Source organism: Nonomuraea sp. NPDC004186 (genome assembly GCF_053603495.1).
Genome location: NZ_JBSGFQ010000003.1, coordinates 61,538 through 76,890, shown reverse-complemented (window position 1 = coordinate 76,890; position 15,353 = coordinate 61,538). Strand labels below are relative to the sequence as shown.

General features: G+C 70.5%; 16 protein-coding genes. 6 read left to right on the top strand and 10 right to left on the bottom strand.

Annotated features, from left to right (window positions below; all coding sequences use genetic code 11):
• Positions 1 to 46 precede the first annotated feature (46 nt).
• From ACWEPL_RS03395 to ACWEPL_RS03380, 4 genes are all read left to right on the top strand, one after another.
• Entirely contained in the window at positions 47 to 1,174 is a 1,128-nt protein-coding gene (locus ACWEPL_RS03395) for a sensor histidine kinase (protein WP_452434988.1), read from the top strand.
• Positions 1,171 to 1,839, top strand: a complete 669-nt coding sequence (locus tag ACWEPL_RS03390) for a response regulator transcription factor (protein WP_363970252.1) — start codon at positions 1,171 to 1,173, stop codon at positions 1,837 to 1,839. The genes ACWEPL_RS03395 and ACWEPL_RS03390 overlap by 4 nt, the downstream gene beginning before the upstream one ends.
• 97 nt (positions 1,840 to 1,936) lie before the next feature.
• Complete coding sequence (locus ACWEPL_RS03385; protein ID WP_452434986.1) at positions 1,937 to 3,175, top strand: cytochrome ubiquinol oxidase subunit I; 1,239 nt, start codon at positions 1,937 to 1,939, stop codon at positions 3,173 to 3,175.
• Between the two features lie 9 nt (positions 3,176 to 3,184).
• The gene (locus ACWEPL_RS03380; protein WP_452434984.1) at positions 3,185 to 3,907 is read left to right on the top strand and encodes a cytochrome d ubiquinol oxidase subunit II; all 723 of its coding nucleotides are present in this window, start codon (positions 3,185 to 3,187) and stop codon (positions 3,905 to 3,907) included.
• Positions 3,908 to 3,914: 7 nt separating this feature from the next.
• Here ACWEPL_RS03380 and ACWEPL_RS03375 read toward each other — a convergent pair whose 3' ends face one another.
• From ACWEPL_RS03375 to ACWEPL_RS03365, 3 genes are read right to left on the bottom strand one after another with little or no spacing between them, the layout of a single operon-like run.
• Positions 3,915 to 5,663, bottom strand: a complete 1,749-nt coding sequence (locus tag ACWEPL_RS03375) for a bifunctional metallophosphatase/5'-nucleotidase (RefSeq protein ID WP_452434983.1) — start codon at positions 5,661 to 5,663, stop codon at positions 3,915 to 3,917.
• A 24-nt stretch (positions 5,664 to 5,687) separates the two neighbouring features.
• Entirely contained in the window at positions 5,688 to 6,455 is a 768-nt protein-coding gene (locus ACWEPL_RS03370) for an alpha/beta fold hydrolase (protein ID WP_452434982.1), read from the bottom strand.
• Between the two features lie 9 nt (positions 6,456 to 6,464).
• Positions 6,465 to 7,193, bottom strand: a complete 729-nt coding sequence (locus ACWEPL_RS03365) for an SDR family NAD(P)-dependent oxidoreductase (RefSeq protein ID WP_363970242.1) — start codon at positions 7,191 to 7,193, stop codon at positions 6,465 to 6,467.
• A gap of 70 nt (positions 7,194 to 7,263) precedes the next feature.
• Between ACWEPL_RS03365 and ACWEPL_RS03360 the strand changes: the two genes are divergently transcribed.
• On the top strand, positions 7,264 to 7,857 hold the full coding sequence (locus ACWEPL_RS03360) for a TetR/AcrR family transcriptional regulator (protein ID WP_452434980.1): 594 nt from the start codon (positions 7,264 to 7,266) through the stop codon (positions 7,855 to 7,857).
• Positions 7,858 to 8,036: 179 nt separating this feature from the next.
• Here ACWEPL_RS03360 and ACWEPL_RS03355 read toward each other — a convergent pair whose 3' ends face one another.
• The 7 genes from ACWEPL_RS03355 to ACWEPL_RS03325 form a co-directional block, all read right to left on the bottom strand.
• Complete coding sequence (locus ACWEPL_RS03355) at positions 8,037 to 9,113, bottom strand: SPFH domain-containing protein (RefSeq protein WP_363970238.1); 1,077 nt, start codon at positions 9,111 to 9,113, stop codon at positions 8,037 to 8,039.
• Positions 9,114 to 9,116: 3 nt separating this feature from the next.
• Positions 9,117 to 9,548, bottom strand: a complete 432-nt coding sequence (locus ACWEPL_RS03350) for an NfeD family protein (protein WP_350738386.1) — start codon at positions 9,546 to 9,548, stop codon at positions 9,117 to 9,119.
• A gap of 72 nt (positions 9,549 to 9,620) precedes the next feature.
• The gene (locus ACWEPL_RS03345; protein ID WP_452434978.1) at positions 9,621 to 10,793 is read right to left on the bottom strand and encodes an Ig-like domain-containing protein; all 1,173 of its coding nucleotides are present in this window, start codon (positions 10,791 to 10,793) and stop codon (positions 9,621 to 9,623) included.
• A 75-nt stretch (positions 10,794 to 10,868) separates the two neighbouring features.
• Positions 10,869 to 11,972: a fumarylacetoacetase gene (fahA, locus tag ACWEPL_RS03340; protein WP_452434977.1), complete on the bottom strand. Its 1,104-nt coding sequence runs from the start codon at positions 11,970 to 11,972 to the stop codon at positions 10,869 to 10,871.
• A 14-nt stretch (positions 11,973 to 11,986) separates the two neighbouring features.
• The gene (locus ACWEPL_RS03335) at positions 11,987 to 12,760 is read right to left on the bottom strand and encodes a hypothetical protein (RefSeq protein WP_363970232.1); all 774 of its coding nucleotides are present in this window, start codon (positions 12,758 to 12,760) and stop codon (positions 11,987 to 11,989) included.
• Positions 12,742 to 13,911: a homogentisate 1,2-dioxygenase domain-containing protein gene (locus ACWEPL_RS03330; RefSeq protein WP_452434975.1), complete on the bottom strand. Its 1,170-nt coding sequence runs from the start codon at positions 13,909 to 13,911 to the stop codon at positions 12,742 to 12,744. The genes ACWEPL_RS03335 and ACWEPL_RS03330 overlap by 19 nt, the downstream gene beginning before the upstream one ends.
• A gap of 79 nt (positions 13,912 to 13,990) precedes the next feature.
• Positions 13,991 to 14,620, bottom strand: a complete 630-nt coding sequence (locus ACWEPL_RS03325; protein ID WP_363970230.1) for a helix-turn-helix domain-containing protein — start codon at positions 14,618 to 14,620, stop codon at positions 13,991 to 13,993.
• Between the two features lie 67 nt (positions 14,621 to 14,687).
• On the opposite strand from ACWEPL_RS03325, the gene ACWEPL_RS03320 reads away from it, so the two are divergent.
• On the top strand, positions 14,688 to 15,308 hold the full coding sequence (locus tag ACWEPL_RS03320; RefSeq protein WP_452434973.1) for a hypothetical protein: 621 nt from the start codon (positions 14,688 to 14,690) through the stop codon (positions 15,306 to 15,308).
• The last annotated feature ends 45 nt before the right edge of the window (positions 15,309 to 15,353 follow it).

Genomic DNA, 15,353 nt, shown 5'->3' with positions numbered 1-15,353 from the left:
TGCTCTACCCAGATGCGCCCCGGCGATTACCCCCCAGAATGGGAGCATGCGCAAGCCGTCGACCAGCATGATCGTGTCACTCGTGGTGATCGCGGGTCTGCTGGTCGGCATGGCCATCACCTACGCGACCAGGGGCCAGACGCAGACCAACGTCCTCGACGTGGTGCTGCCGATCATCGCCTGCTGCGGCCTGCTGCTGCGGGAACGCTATCCCGTCGGGGCGCTGCTCCTGGTGATGGTCTGCGTCGCCGCCTACTACCGGTACGCGGGGCTCGACGGGCCCGTCGTCATCCTGCCGTTCGTCAACCTCTACACGGCGGCCGAGAAGGGCCACCTCACCGCGGCCATCGCCATCGGGGCGGCGTCGCTGCTGGGCATGGGGCTCGGCGAGACCAGCGGCGTCCGGCACGTCGAGAACAGCCTGTTCCTCATGATCGCCGGCTGGGAGGTGGCGGCGGTCGCGTTCGGCAGCGTCACCCGCAGCCGCCGCCTCTACCTGCAGGCCGTCGAGCAGCGCGCGCTCGAAGCCGAGCACAGCAAGGAGGAGGAGGCCAGGCGGCGGGCGAGCGAGGAGCGGCTGCGGATCGCGCGCGAGCTGCACGACGTGCTCGGGCACAACGTCTCCATGATCAACGTGCAGGCCGCGGCGGCGCTGCACGGGCTCAGGAAGCGGCCGGAGGACGCCGAGACGGCACTGCGGACGATCAAGGAGACCAGCAAGGAGACGCTGCGCGAGCTGCGGACCACGCTGGGCGTGCTGCGCCAGGTGGACGAGGACGCGCCGACCGCCCCCGCCGACAGCCTGTCCCGGGTGGACGCGCTGGTCGCGGCGTCGGGGCTGGAGGTGCGCACGGATCTGTCGGGGCCGCTCGACGCCGTGCCGACCGAGGTGGACCTGGCCGCCGCCCGCATCGTGAGGGAGGCGCTGACCAACGTCTCCCGTCATTCCGGAGCGAAGCAGGCCACCCTCACCATCAACAACACGTCCGGAAATATCATGATCCGTGTGGAGGATGACGGGCCGGGCGCCACGTACGACGGGGGCAGCGGCTTCGGTCTGCAGGGCATGCGCGAGCGCGCCACCGCGCTCGGCGGCACCCTGGAGGCGGGCCCGCGTCCCGAGGGCGGCTTCAGCGTCGTCGCCCGGCTGCCGCTCGGGAATGGGGCTCGATGATCCGCGTACTGCTCGCCGACGACCAGACCCTGGTACGGGCCGGGTTCCGGTCCATACTCAGCGACGAGGACGACTTCGAGGTCGTCGCCGAGGCCGCCAACGGCGCGGCGGCCGTGGCCGGAGCCCGCGAGCACCGCCCCGACGTGGTGCTCATGGACATCCGCATGCCGGAGCTCGACGGCCTGGAGGCCACCCGGCAGATCTCCGGCGACCCCCGGCTCGAGAACGTCAAGGTGATCATCCTGACCACGTTCGACCTGGACGACTACGTGTACGGCGCGCTGCGCGCCGGCGCGAGCGGCTTCCTGGTCAAGGACACCGAGCCGGCCGAGCTGATCCACGCCGTCAGGGTCGTGGCCAGGGGCGACGCGCTGATCGCGCCGTCGATCACGCGGCGGCTGATCGCCGAGTTCGCCGGCCGGGTCAAGCGCCCCGAGCCCGGCCCCGAGCTGAACGCGCTCACCGAACGCGAGCGCGAGGTCATGGCGCTGGTCGCCTGCGGCCTGTCGAACGACGAGATCGCGGCCCGGCTCGTGCTCAGCCCCGCCACGGCGAAGACGCACGTCAGCCGCATCATGACCAAGCTGTCGGTCCGCGACCGGGCCCAGCTCGTGATCATCGCGTACGAGGCCGGCATGATCATCCCGGGCTGGGCTACTCCCTGAGTCGTAGCCCGGGAGCCCTCGTGCGACCCGGGATGTACGCCGGGTTGCCGCCCGGGCATGACGCGGCGGGCGAAGCCGTACCGGGACGCTCTGGGGCATGGACACCGTGGACCTGGCCCGCCTGCAGTTCGCGCTCACGGCGGGCGCGCACTTCCTGTTCGTGGCGCTGACGCTCGGCCTGGCGACGCTGGTCGCCGTCATCCAGACCCGGGCCACCTTCAGCGGCGATCCCGTGCATCTGCGGATGACGCGGTTCTGGGGCCAGCTCTACATCATCAACTACGCGATGGGCATCGTCACGGGGCTGGTCATGGAGTTCCAGCTCGGGCTGTCGTGGAGCGGGCTCACGGAGTACGCGGGCAACGTCTTCGGGTCGGCGCTGGCCATCGAGACGCTGGTGGCGTTCTTCGTCGAGTCCACCTTCCTGGGCCTGTGGATCTTCGGCTGGGACAAGCTGAACCGGTGGGCCCACCTGGCGGTGATCTGGGTCGTGACGCTGACCGCGTACGCGTCGGCGTTCTGGATCATGATCGCGAACGGCTTCCTGCAGCACCCGGTCGGCCACGTGCCGGACGGCGGCGTGCTGCGACTGGCGGACCTCGGGGCCATGGTGGGCAATCCGGCCGCGCTGATCGCGTTCGGGCACGTGATGGGCGGGGCGATGATCACCGGCGGGTTCTTCATGGCCGGGGTGAGCGCCTACCACCTGCGTAGGCGCACCGCCGAGCAGGACTTCTTCCGCAAGTCGCTGCGCATCGGGATCAGTGTGGCGCTGCCCGCGCTGTTCTTCACCGTGACCTTCGGCGGGATCTCGTTCCAGACCCTGCAGCCGACCAAATCGGCGGCGTGGACGGGCGATCCGGACCGGCTGGCCGAGGCGCAGGCCCAGATGGTGGCGGCGCACGGTCCCGGCGACTACCTGCCGCCCGCGGGCCCCGTGCAGGCGGCGGGCATCACGATGATGCTGCTCTGGCTGGTGATGACCGCGGTCGCGGCGCTGAGCTGCGTGCTGATGCTCATCCGGCCCGTCGTACGCGGGTTCAGGCCGTGGCACTGGCTGCTGACCCTGATGATCCCGGTCCCGTTCGTGACCATGCTGGCCGGCTGGATCTTCCGGGAGCTGGGGCGCCAGCCATGGGCCGTGTTCGGGCTGCTGAGGACGGCCGACGCGATGTCACCGGTGACCGCGGCCCAGATGCGCTTCTCGATCATCGCCTTCGCCACGGTGTTCGCGGTGCTGATCAAGATCAACTACTGGCTGCTGGCCAGGCACGCCCGCCGCGGGCCCGGCGCGGAGTCGCTGGGCGCCCCCGCCGCCCCCGCACTGAGCTTCTGAGGAGCCGTCATGGAGATCTTCGTCTTGGCCTTCTTCGCGCTCGGCTACCTCGTGCTGGCCGGGGCCGACATCGGGGTCGGCATGGTGCTGCCGTACCTGGGCCGGACGGCGGCCGAGCGCCGCGAGGTGATCGCCACCATCGCGCCGTTCTTCCTGGGGAACGAGGTGTGGCTGGTCGCCACGGCGGGGGTGCTGGCCGGGCTGTTCCCCGAGCTGGAGGGCGAGCTGCTGAGCGGCAACTACACGGTCGTCGTGGCGCTGGTCCTTTCGTGGGTCGTGCGTGACATGGGGCTGTGGCTGCGGGGGCGGATGCCGGGGCCGCGGTGGCAGACGTTCTGGGACGGCGCGATCGTGGCCGGGAGCTGGGGGCTGGCGCTGAGCTGGGGGGCGCTGCTGAGCCACGTACTGGTCGGCATGGCGTCCGCCCTCGTGGTGGCCGTGCTGTTCGCCACGCACGGGCTGGCGTTCGCGGCCCTGCGGCTGCGCGGGACGCTGCGGGAGCGGGCGGCCTTGCTGTCGGGCGGGGCGGGCGAGGCCCGCACCTACCTGCTGACGGCCGCCGCGCTGACGGCGGTGGGGATTTTGGCCGGGCTCCGGCTGCCGCTGGAGCCCGGCACCTCCGGCCCCGTGCTGGTGCCGGTGATCCTGACCCTGATCCCGCTGCTGGTGGCCGCCCAGGGCTGGGTGTGGTGGACGTTCAGGCATCGGGTCACGGGGCCGTCCTATCTGTGACGGCGGGTCAGAAGACGGGAACCCCGTCCCTGGTCAGCTTCCAGTTCTGGACGGCGAACCCGCTCGGGTCGATGGTGCCCTTCGCGGTGGCGTACTCGATCAGCGCCTGCCGGATCTCCACCTGCGCGTTGTAGAGCACCGGCGCGCCGGTGACGTGCGGGAAGCCGCCGCCGCCCGACTGCCGGTAGTTGTTGATCGCGACCACGAACTCCTTGCCGGCCGGGACCGGCGCGCCGTCGTAGGACAGGTTGGCGATCCGCTGGCCCACCGGCTTGGAGATGTCGATGTCGTACGACACCCCGGAGAGCTGGTCGTAGTTGTAGTCGGGGGTGTTGCCGGCGTTCGTCAGCTTGGTCACGTCCACCGGGTCGCCGGGAGCGAGCTGGTTGAAGTACTTGGCGGAGTACTCCAGGTAGTCCTTGATCTGCGCGCCGGTCAGCTTGACCGCCAGCAGGGTGTTGTCGTAGACGTACAGGCCGGCCACGTCCCTGACGCGGATGTCCCCGGCGGGGAAGACGGCGCTGCGGCTGAACGGCGCCGCGATCGACAGCACCGGCAGCGTGTTGTCCGGCAGCGCCTGCTTGACCGTCTCCACCTGCACCTGCTGGATGTAGTCCAGGATCGGCGTGTCCTTGTACGGCGACTCCGCGGCCGACAGCGCCTGCGCCGACTTGGCCACGACCTTGTTCACGTAGCCCACGGTCGTGTCGTGCTGCGGCTTGAGCAGCTGGACGATCTTCGGGTCCTCCTGGACCGTGTTGGTGTTGATCGTGGCGGCGGACTTGCCGGTGACCACCCACCTGCCGTGCTGCTTGGTGAGCTGGAAGTCCAGCCTCGACAGGCGCTGGCCCCACCTGCCCGGCTCGGTCAGCAGCACCTGCTGACCGGTGACCTTGTTCGTGACGAACCGCTGCGGCACGTCGTTGTGCGCGTGCCCGAACAGCACCGCGTCGATGCCCGGCACCTGCTCGGCCACCATCGCGGAGGCGTTCTCGACCGGCAGGTCGCCGCCGTAGGACGACAGGCCGCTGTCGCCCGCGTGCGCGGTCACCACGACCACGTCCGCGCCCAGCCCGCGGATGACCGGCACCCACTTCTTCGCCGACTCGACCAGGTCGGTGAAGCGGAGCTTGCCCTCGACGTTCGCCTTGTCCCAGATGGCCACACCGGGGTTGGTCAGCCCGAGCACGCCGACCTTGACCGGCTTGTCGCCGTTGACCTTCATGGTCTTGATCACGAACGGCTTGTACGCGGGCAGCCCCGTCCGGTCGTAGACCGCGTTCGCGCCGAGCACCGGTGCCCGCATCTGCTTGATCCAGGTGGCCAGCAGCGGCAGACCGTAGTTGAACTCGTGGTTGCCCAGCGTCACGGCGTCGTACCCGATGGCGTTCATGGCCTTGGCCATCGGGTGGATCTGGCCGGTCTGGGTGATCGGCTCGACCTTGGCGTAGTAGTACGCCAGCGGGGTGCCCTGGATGGTGTCACCCGAGTCGAACAGCAGCGTGCGGTCCGCCCCGCGCTCGGCCCTGATCTGGTTGACCAGCGAGGAGACCTTGGCCAGGCCGACGCTGTTGCCCGCGCTGTCGGCGTACGCGGCGTCCTTGAAGTAGTCCCAGTTGAGGACGTTGCTGTGGAGGTCGGACGTGCCCATGACGGTGACGGTGACCGAGGCGGCGCCGGCTTGCGCGGGGGGTGCCACCAGGACCAGCGCGCACAACGCGGCGGCCCCGGTGAGAGCGAGATTCTTGGTCTGCATGAGGCTGGAGCGTAACCAGGACGGTCAATCGGCGGATACGCGGGTGATGAACTCTCGGACAAGGGTCGTCACTTCGGCCGGTTTCTCGTGCAGGACGACGTGGCCGCTGTCCAGCTCGGCGTACTCGCTGCCGGGCAGGGCGGCGTGCAGCGCCCGGGCGTGCTCGACCGGGATCAGGTAGTCCCGGGTGTTGCCGACGACCAGCGTGGGCGCGGTGACCTTCGGCAGCAGGTCCCTGATGTCGAGGCGCAGGTCCAGCTCGATCTGGCGGCGGACGCCGTGCGGCGGCTCTCCGGCGGTGAGAGCCTGCGCGCCGACCGCGCTCACGTACTCCGGGCCGAACGCCACCAGCGGCCCGAACGCGGCGAAGCTCTCCGGGTCCGTCGCCGCCAGCCTGGCCCACGTGCGCAGGCCCAGCTCCAGCCGGGAGTCCTCCGCGTGCGTCCAGCCGGCGATCAGCACCAGCCGCCTGACCAGCTCCGGATGCTCGGCGGCGACCGCCACGGCCACGGCCGCGCCCAGCGAGAAGCCGACGAGGTCGGACGGGCCCTCGAACGTGGCCGCGACCTGCCCGGCGAGCAGGTCGAGCGTGAGGTCCCCGCCCGGGTCGGCGGTCTGGCCGCTGCCCGCGTAGTCAGGGGTGATGACCGTGCGCAGGCCGGTGAACTCCGGCACGAGGTGGGCGTAGTTGCTGACGGCGTCGCCGCCGGTGCCGTGCACCATGACGAGGCCGGGCCCGCTGCCCGCCCGCAGGTAGTGGACGGGGCCCGAGCTGTGGGTGACCGTGGGCATGCGAGGCTCCTAGAGGTTTCCGCCGCCGGTGGCGTCGATGGTGCTGCCGGTGATGAAGCTCGCCTCCGGCGAGGCGACGAAGGCCACCGCGTTCGCGATCTCGTCCACGTGGCCGATCCGGTTGAGGGCGTGCCTGCTCGCCGCGTACGCCTGCGCCTGCGGGTCGCCGCGCAGCCAGCCCGCGTTGGTGTCGGTGTCGATGATGCCGGGGGCGACGTTGTTGACCGTGATGCCGCGCGGGCCCAGCTCCTTGGCCAGGGCCAGCGTGAACACCTGCACCGCGCCCTTCGTCATCGCGTACGCGATCCCCTCCGGGAAGGCGATGCGGGCCACGCCCGAGGTGATGTTGACGATCCGCCCGCCGTCGGGGATCAGCGGCAGCAGCTGCTGGGTGAGGAAGAACAGCCCCTTGACGTTGACGTCGAACAGCCGGTCGTACGCCTCGGGGGTCTCCTCGCCGATGGGCCGGGACATCCCGATTCCGGCGTTGTTGACCAGCACGTCGAGGACGTCCGTCTCGTCCTTCAGCCGCTCCGCCAGCGCCTGGCTCCCCTCGCCCAGATCGGCCTTCACGGCGAACGCGCTGCCGCCGTCCTTCTCGATCAGGCCGACGACCTCCTCGGCCGCCGCCTCGTCCCTGGCGTAGTTGACGGCCACGCGGAAGCCGTCCCCGGCCAGGCGCAGCGCGATGGCGCGGCCGATGCCCCTGCTGGCTCCCGTCACGAGCGCGGTCTTCATCCCGGCACCCCACCTTTCTTTAGCGATCGATACAGAAACCATAACATAGCGATCGCTATAGAATGTGGGCATGGCCAGACAGCGGGCGTTCGACAGGGAGGCAGCGCTGGAGACCGCGCTGCTCGCGTTCTGGCGGCACGGCTACGAGGCGACCTCGATCGCCGAGCTGACCGCCGCCATGGGGATCCGCCCACCCAGCCTGTACGCGGCCTTCGGCGACAAGCGACGGCTGTTCGAGGAGGCGGTGCGGCGCTACCAGGAGACGTACGGCGCCTTCACGACCCGGGCCCTCGCCGAGGAACCGACCGGCCGCCAGGCCATCGAACGTGTGCTGCGCGAGGCCGCCGACGAGTATTCGAGCCGCTCGCATCCGACGGGGTGCCTGATCATCACGGCGGCGGTGAACTGCGGTCCGGAGTCGGCCGAGGTGGAGGAGCTGCTACGCGGCTTCAGGGAAGGCAGCAAGGCGGCGCTCAAGGCACGCATCGACGACGACCTGGCGGCCGGTCGCCTCCCGGCCGGCACGGACACGGCGGGGCTGGCGACCTTCTACGCCGCCATCATCCAGGGCATGTCCACCCAGTCCCGCGACGGCGCCACCCGGACCGACCTCCACCACATCGCCGCCCTCGCCATGTCCGCCTGGCCCGTTGCATTCGAGTGACCACAGAACGTAGGGGACGTTGCCAGGGCTTCGCCACCTGTTCGAAGTCATCGCCTGAACCCGTCTGACTCAGACCTCACTCCTCGACCACTTCACCTCACCCTCGAGCGCGAAGCCTCACTCCTCGACCCTCAACCGGGGGCGCCCACCGGCTCGCGGCGGGCGCCCGGTCCGGGGTGTCAGCGCTCGGCCTCGGTGTGCTTGCGGTCCAGGTCGGGGAACGGGGACGGCTCCTCGACGCCCTGGGTGAGCTGGCGCGGGCCGTCGGGGCTCTCGGCGTCCTGGGCGTCCGCCACCGCCTCGGCCGCAGCCTCCGACGCCTTGGCCACCTCCTCGTCGAACTCCGACGTCTCCGGCGCCTCCTCCCGCGTCGCCGCCGACCGGGGCAGGGCCTCCGTGAACGCCCGGGAGACCCCCTGCAGCGCCGAGGTGACCTCGCTCGGGATCACCCAGAACGTGTTGCCGTCGCCCTGCGCGAGCTGCGGCAGCACCTGGAGGTACTGGTAGGCCAGCAGCTTCGGGTCGGGGTCGTTGCGGTGCACGGCCTGGAAGACCTGGTCGATGGCGCGCGACTGGCCCTCGGCCTCCAGGATGGCGGCGGTGCGCTGGCCCTCGGCACGCAGGATGCGGCTCTGCTTGTCGCCCTCCGCCGTGAGGATCTGCGACTGCCGCTGGCCCTCGGCGTTGAGGATCGCGGCGCGCTTGTCGCGTTCGGCCCGCATCTGCTTCTCCATCGCGTCCTTGATGGTCTTGGGCGGGTCGATGGCCTTGATCTCGACGCGGTTGACGCGGATGCCCCACTTGCCGGTGGCCTCGTCGAGCACGCCGCGGAGCTGGCTGTTGATGGTGTCGCGCGAGGTGAGGGTCTTCTCCAGGTCCATGGAGCCGACGACGTTACGCAAGGTGGTGACGGTGAGCTGCTCGACGGCCTGGATGTAGTTGGCGATCTCGTACGCCGCCGCCCGCGGGTCGGTGACCTGGAAGTAGAGGACGGTGTCGATCTCGACGACCAGGTTGTCCTCGGTGATGACGGGCTGCGGGCGGAAGGAGACGACCTGTTCGCGCAGGTCGATCATGGGGTAGACGCGGTCGACGTAAGGGATGACGAAGTTGAGCCCCGGCTTGAGCGTGCGGTGGTAGCGGCCGAGGCGCTCGACGTTGCGGGCCCGCGCCTGCGGGACGATCCGCACCGCCTTGAGCACGGTGAACACCGCGAAGAGTATGACGAGCAGTCCGACCAGCAACAGCGGATCCATGAGTCACTCCCGGGGATATACGAGGGCTGTCGCCCCTTCGATCTCGATGATGTCGACGGTCGCCCCCGTGGGGATCACCAGCGTCTCGTCGTAGGCGCGCGCCGACCACTCCTCGCCCCCGATGCGCACACGACCGTCGCGGCCCGTCACCTCCGAGACCACGTAGGCGGGCTTGCCGACGAGTGCTTCCACGCCGAACCGCTGCAGCGGAGGCTGCTTGATGTGGCGCATCGCGATCGGTCTGAGCACCATCAGACCGGCGGCGGACGACAGGGCGAAGCAGAGCAACTGCAGGGGGACGGGCAGCCCGATGGCGGCGGTGACGGCGGTGAGCAGAGCCGCCGCACCCAAAAGCCCGAGCGAGGCCGTAAGGGTGAATATTTCGGCCACGCCGAGGACTACCGCGAGGATTACCCAGATGATCCATTCATCCATGTCCGGCCCTCCTGATGGGACAACGGGCCTGAGTTCGCGACTGGTTCCCCCCTCTCTACCGTAATCCCGGAATCATCCCGGTGGCACCCGTGCCCCCGCGGGATCGGCTTCGACCAGGGCGCTTCCCTCGCGCCACTTCTCCCACGGGAGCTGCCAGAAACCCCATCCGTTGTCCCAGCCGAGCTCCCGGTCGGTGCCGACGATCGTGACCGGGTCGCCGCGCAGGGAGGTGTCGTAGAACCAGGCCGCCTGGTCGGGCCTGGCGTTGATGCAGCCGTGGCTGACGTTGGCCCGGCCCTGCGCCCACACGTTGTCCTTCGCGTGCACGTATTCGCCGCTGTTGGAGATGCGCACGGCGTGGTCGATCAGCATGTCGTAGAAGCCGGGGTCGCCCTTGACGCGCCCCGGGGAGACCATGCGGACCGGGTTGCCCTTGTCCATGGTCAGGTGGATGCCGCTGGTCGTGGTGTATTCGGGGGTGGTGGCCATGCCCGCGCTGATGGCCATCCGCTGCGCGATCGAACCGTCGCGGCGGACGACCATCTGGTGGGTCCGGGTGTCGATCGTGCTGGTCTGCCTGCGCCCGACGGTGAAGGCGAAGGTGGAGTCGGTGGTGCCGTAGAGGCCGCTGCCCGCGCGTACGCCGGCCAGATGCGCGGTGACCGTGACCTGCTGGTGAGGCGGCCAGAACCGCCGGGTGCGGTAGACCACCTGGGTGTCGCTGATCCACCGCCACGCACCCTCGACCGGCGTCTGCGCCTGGACCTCCAGCGCCCGCTCGACGGCCGCCTTGTCCTCCACCGGAGTGTCGAAGTCGATGACGACCGGCATGCCGGCGCCGACCGTCTCGCCCGGCAGCGGCGCCGTCGCGGCCACCTGGAACGACCTGACCGCGGCCCGGGTGTGGAAGCGGCCGACTGCGACCGTGGCCGGACCGCCGGCGCCGGTCGCCGTGACCGTCACCGAGTATTCGGCCGCGGGCTTGAGCGTCCAGGCGGAGCGCCACATCGTGTGGGAGCCGTCGAGCCGGCCGGGCACCTGCTCCCCGCCCTCCGAGACCAGCACCCGGCTGAGCGTGCCGCCGCGGGCCCTGACCACCAGGCCGCGGTCGGTGCGGGCCCGGGTGGAGTCGAACGCGGGCGAGACCCGCACGACCGGGGGCGCGGACGGGGGCCTGGCCGGCGCCGAGGAGCAGCCGCAGACCAGGAGGAGGAAGGCGACACAAGTCAGCACGGCCCGCCGCATGTCACTCCTGCTGTCCGAGGGAAGGGGGGTGACATCAGGGTAGCGGCGAGTCAGCGATCAAGCACGTTGAGTCACCTATACGATAATTCCGGAAACCTCCCCCAATATCACGGCGCCGGCGGTGGCCCGGATCGTCACCGTGTCCCCGTCCTCCAGGAACGAGCGCGTCTCGCCGTTCGCGAGCTTGAGCGGGTCGGTCCCGTTCCAGGTCAGCTCGATGAACGAGCCGCGCTCGCCGCGCGAGGGCCCCGAGATTGTGCCGCTGGCGAACAGGTCTCCGGTCCGCAGGGAGGCCCCGTTCACCGTCATGTGCGCGAGCATCTGGTCGGGCGTCCAGTACATGCTCGCGTACGGGGGCCGGGACACGACCTCCCCGTTGAGCAGGACCTCAAGGGAGATGTCCAGCCCCCAGTCCGCCCGCCTGCGCAGGTAGTCGGCCGGCTCCGGGTCCTGGGCACGGCCGGGGACGCGGGGCAGCGCCTCCAGCGGCGTGATCCACGGCGAGATGGACGTGGCGAACGACTTGGCCAGGAACGGCCCGAGCGGCACGTACTCCCACGACTGGATGTCACGCGCGCTCCAGTCGTTGACCAGCGTCACCCCGAACACGTGGTCCTCGAAGGCCCCGGCGGGCGAGCCGAGCTCGGTGGGCACACCCACCACGAACCCCAGCTCCGCCTCGATGTCCAGCTTCGCGCACGGCCCGAACGCCCCGCGTCCGAGCTGCCCGTGCGGGCGCCTGACCGGCGTGCCCGACACCACGACCGTCCCGGCCCTGCCGTGGTAGCCGACGGGCAGGTGCCGCCAGTTGGGCTGCAGCGGCTCGGTGCCGGGCCGGAAGATCTGGCCGATGTTGCTCGCGTGGTCGATCGAGCAGTAGAAGTCGACGTAGTCGGCCACCTCGAACGGCATGTGCAGCCGCACCTGCTCCAGCGGGACCAGGTGCCGCTCGGTCACGGCGAGGTCGCCGGTGAGCTTGTTGCGGATCAGCGTCCTGGTGTCGTGCCAGGCCGTCCGCCCGCGGGCCATGAACGGGTTGAGCGAGGGCGCGTCGAAGACCTCGTCGTGCAGGGCGGGCGCCAGGTCGAGCACCTTGTCGCCGTACCGGACGCCCACGCGGGGCGCCTGGCCCGGACGCGAGAACACGCCGTAGGGCAGGTTGTCCACTCCCCAGCTCACGAAATTTCCCTCCGTCACGCGATCAGTCCCAGGGTGCGCAGGTCATCGACGGGGATGCTGGTGCTGCACGAGCCGTAGCTCACCAGCAGCCGCCGCGCCCGTTTCGCGGTCTCACTCGGTACGGACTGCGCGAGCCGTACGAGATGCCCGACGTCCGTGGCCCGCAGCACGGGCACCGGGTCGCGCCCGTCCACGGCCTCGCAGACCGCGAGCACCAGGTTCAGGAAGCCGTGCCGGTCGACGCCCAGCGCGGGGTCGAAGTGGCGTACGGCGTGGTGCAGCCCGGCCGTGGCCTTGAACGGGATGTCGTGCTCGACGCAGAACCCGATGAACGCCGCGAGATGCTCCGCCGACGGGAACGTGTCGGCCGTCAGCCCGCCGCAGCGCACCTTCAGCCCGACCCCGTCGGGCACCTCGACGCTCACCTTCCCCGCCGCCACCTCCACGAAGAGCCGCACGCCCGCCGGCAGCCGGAGCCGGCCAGCCAGTGCCTCGATCGTCAGGCCCGGCGGCAGCCGGGTCTCGACGAAGTCCACGGGCAGGTCGTCGAAGGGGGGCACCTCCTCCTGGTCGAGGATCAGCCCGATCCGCCGCGGCCGGTACTCCATGTCGCGCAGCCGGTGCAGCCGGCTGGCCGGGCACAGGAACCGGTGCGTGAGCACGGAGCTGCCGTGCTCCTGGTCGCGCCGGTTGCGGGCCAGCGCCTCGTCCATGTGCAGGGACGTCGGCGGGAACAGGCCCGCGTCGTCCACGAGTTCGGTGTAGACGCTCATCGTGACCAGGTCCACGCGTAGCCGGTGTCCTCGCAGGACAGCGCGCCCTGCCCGAGGTCGAGCGGGCGGAACGTGTCCACCATGACGGCCTTCTCGCTCGTCGTCGTGATGCCGCGGGAGACCGCGTCGATCACCGCCTCGACCGCACCGGGCTGCGGCCCGTGCGTGAACCCGGCGGGATGCAGCGAGATCGAGCCGATGTCGATGCCCGAGCCCTTGCGCGCGGAGTAGTCGCCGCCCACGTAGAACATGAACTCGTCGGAGTCCACATTGTGGTGGTTGTACGGGATCGGCACGGACTCCGGGTGGAAGTCGAGCGGCCTCGGGCAGAAGGAGCACACGACGAACCCCGGCCCCTCGAACGTCTGGTGGACGGGCGGCGGCGCGTGCGTCTTCTTCACGATCGGCTCGAAGTCATCGATGTTGAACGCGTACGGGTAGAGGTAGCCGTCCCAGCCCACCACGTCGAACGGGTGGTTGCGGTAGACCAGCCGGCTCAGCCCGCCCCGCGTGCGCACCAGCACCGGCACCTCCTCCCCCTCGACCGTGAACGGCTCGGCGGGACTGCGCAGGTCGCGCTCGCAGTAGGGGGCGTGCTCCAGGAACTGCCCGTACTGCGACAGGTAGCGCTTGGGCGGCCTGATGTGCCCGGCCGCCTCGATGGCCAGCACGCTGACCTGGCCGTCCGGCACCCAGCGGTGGATCGTTCCGGTCGGGATGACGATGTAGTCGCCCTCACCGGCCTCGATCACGCCGTACGTGGACTCGAAGCGGACCCGGCCGCCCTGCACGTAGACGCACTCGTCACCCATCGAGTCGCGGTAGAGCTCGCTCGGCCGGTCGCTGACGGCGTACGACAATCGGACGTCGCCGTTGCCCGCCAGCAGCATGCGTCCCGTGACCAGGTCGCCCGCGCTGGACAGCTCCTGCGTGCGGAAATGGCGCGGCGAGAGCGGCAGGTTGGGCTCCAGCCGGGTCTCCACCGTCGGCGTGACCGCCTCCGCCTTGACGATCGCGGTCGGCAGGTAGCGGTGGTAGAGCAGCGAGGAGTCGGACGAGAAGCCTTCCTCACCCATCAGCTCCTCGGCGTAGAGACCACCGTCCGGCCGTCTGAACTGCACGTGCCGCTTGCGCGGCACCTCCCCAACGACGCGGTAGTACGGCATCCGCTGCCTCCATGATGTCCGTTTATCGGACGAATACGTCCTTTATATGTAACAACCGTCCGCCATCGGCCTGGAGATGTCAACCCAGCGCGGCGGCCAGCTCGGCGGCGGCGGCGACCACCCGAGGGCCCGTGGACTCCTCGAGCGGCCCGAACGTCACCACCCCCACCGACGCCTCCAACCAGGGCAGCCCGGTGACAGGCGCGGCGACGCCCCGCGCACCTTCCTGCAACTGCCCCTCCGTCGCGAAGTAGTCGTCACGCCCCTCGCGCAGCGCCAGGATCGCCTGCCCCGCCGCGCCTTTCGTCAGCGGATGGCGCGAGCCCTCGCGATAGGCCACGTGCATGTCGGTCCAGGACGGCTCCACCACCGCCACGGCCAGCCCGTCGTCGCCCTCGGCCACGGTCAGGTGCGCGGTCGCGCCCACGGCCTCGGCCAGCCGCCGCAGCGTCGGCACCGCCGCGGCCCGCAGCAGCGGCTGCACGGCCTGCGCCAGCACCAGCACCCCGAACCCGAGGTGCACCCGCCCCTCGGCGTCCCGCCGCACGAACCCCTCGTTCATCAGCGTCGTCAGCAGCCGGTACACCACGGGACGGCTCAGCGACAGCTCAGCGCTCAGCTCGGTCGGCGTCCGGCCGCCCCTCCCGTCGGCGAGCAGTCTCAGCAGGCGAAGCCCGCGTTCCAGGGTCTGAGCGGATTCAGCGGCCATGCGACTGATTATCCAGTGACTGTTCGCGCTGGTGAGGGTACGTACCCGGAGAGGTCGGGGGGTGGCTATGCGGCAGTGGTGGGTGTTCCTGCTCGCGGGCTTCGCCGTGTGCGCGTTGTCCGCCGCCGTGCCCACGCTCACCATGACGCCGATGTCCCGGCAACTCCCCCTCGACCCCGTGCACGGGAGCCTGGTCGAGGACACCTTCTACGTCACCGAGGGCATCGAGGTGCACCAGCAGCTCCTGCCCGCCGCGAAGGGCGTCACGTTCCGCCCCGGCTACCTCGCGGTCGGGATCAGGGTCGACCAGCGCGGCCTGCTGTACGGCAAGCCGCAGCGTTCCGGCACGTACCTCGCCGCCGTCCGGATGTGCGAGGGGCAGTCGTGCCAGGACCAGCGGCTCACCTTCGTCGTGCTCGGCAACGTGCCGTGGGAGCCGCGCGAGCTGACCTTCCCCGGCCGGGCCGGCACCCCGCTGAACGGGGAGATCGGCATCAACGGCGGCCCGTCCGGCGTGCTGCCGACGTTCACCGTGACCGACCGCGCCACGCTGCCCCGCGACGTGATCATCGGGCCCGACGGCCACGTGAGCGGCGTGCCCGCGGCCGCGGGCATCTCCGAGGTGCCGGTGCGGATCTGCGTGGCGGGAAACTGCGCGGGCGTCGTGGTACGGCTCATCATCGCCTGAGCCTGCCCTCCGGCGCACGCGTGGTAGGGCTCGCCTCACCGGAAC

Excerpts from the sequence above, each read along its gene's own strand:
- ACWEPL_RS03395 (WP_452434988.1), top strand. The coding sequence starts at position 47 with ATGCGCAAGCCGTCGACCAGCATGATCGTGTCACTCGTGGTGATCGCG.
- ACWEPL_RS03390 (WP_363970252.1), top strand. The coding sequence starts at position 1,171 with ATGATCCGCGTACTGCTCGCCGACGACCAGACCCTGGTACGGGCCGGG.
- ACWEPL_RS03385 (WP_452434986.1), top strand. The coding sequence starts at position 1,937 with ATGGACACCGTGGACCTGGCCCGCCTGCAGTTCGCGCTCACGGCGGGC.
- ACWEPL_RS03380 (WP_452434984.1), top strand. The coding sequence starts at position 3,185 with ATGGAGATCTTCGTCTTGGCCTTCTTCGCGCTCGGCTACCTCGTGCTG.
- ACWEPL_RS03375 (WP_452434983.1), bottom strand. The coding sequence starts at position 5,663 with ATGCAGACCAAGAATCTCGCTCTCACCGGGGCCGCCGCGTTGTGCGCG.
- ACWEPL_RS03370 (WP_452434982.1), bottom strand. The coding sequence starts at position 6,455 with ATGCCCACGGTCACCCACAGCTCGGGCCCCGTCCACTACCTGCGGGCG.
- ACWEPL_RS03365 (WP_363970242.1), bottom strand. The coding sequence starts at position 7,193 with ATGAAGACCGCGCTCGTGACGGGAGCCAGCAGGGGCATCGGCCGCGCC.
- ACWEPL_RS03360 (WP_452434980.1), top strand. The coding sequence starts at position 7,264 with ATGGCCAGACAGCGGGCGTTCGACAGGGAGGCAGCGCTGGAGACCGCG.
- ACWEPL_RS03355 (WP_363970238.1), bottom strand. The coding sequence starts at position 9,113 with ATGGATCCGCTGTTGCTGGTCGGACTGCTCGTCATACTCTTCGCGGTG.
- ACWEPL_RS03350 (WP_350738386.1), bottom strand. The coding sequence starts at position 9,548 with ATGGATGAATGGATCATCTGGGTAATCCTCGCGGTAGTCCTCGGCGTG.
- ACWEPL_RS03345 (WP_452434978.1), bottom strand. The coding sequence starts at position 10,793 with ATGCGGCGGGCCGTGCTGACTTGTGTCGCCTTCCTCCTCCTGGTCTGC.
- ACWEPL_RS03330 (WP_452434975.1), bottom strand. The coding sequence starts at position 13,911 with ATGCCGTACTACCGCGTCGTTGGGGAGGTGCCGCGCAAGCGGCACGTG.
- ACWEPL_RS03325 (WP_363970230.1), bottom strand. The coding sequence starts at position 14,620 with ATGGCCGCTGAATCCGCTCAGACCCTGGAACGCGGGCTTCGCCTGCTG.
- ACWEPL_RS03320 (WP_452434973.1), top strand. The coding sequence starts at position 14,688 with ATGCGGCAGTGGTGGGTGTTCCTGCTCGCGGGCTTCGCCGTGTGCGCG.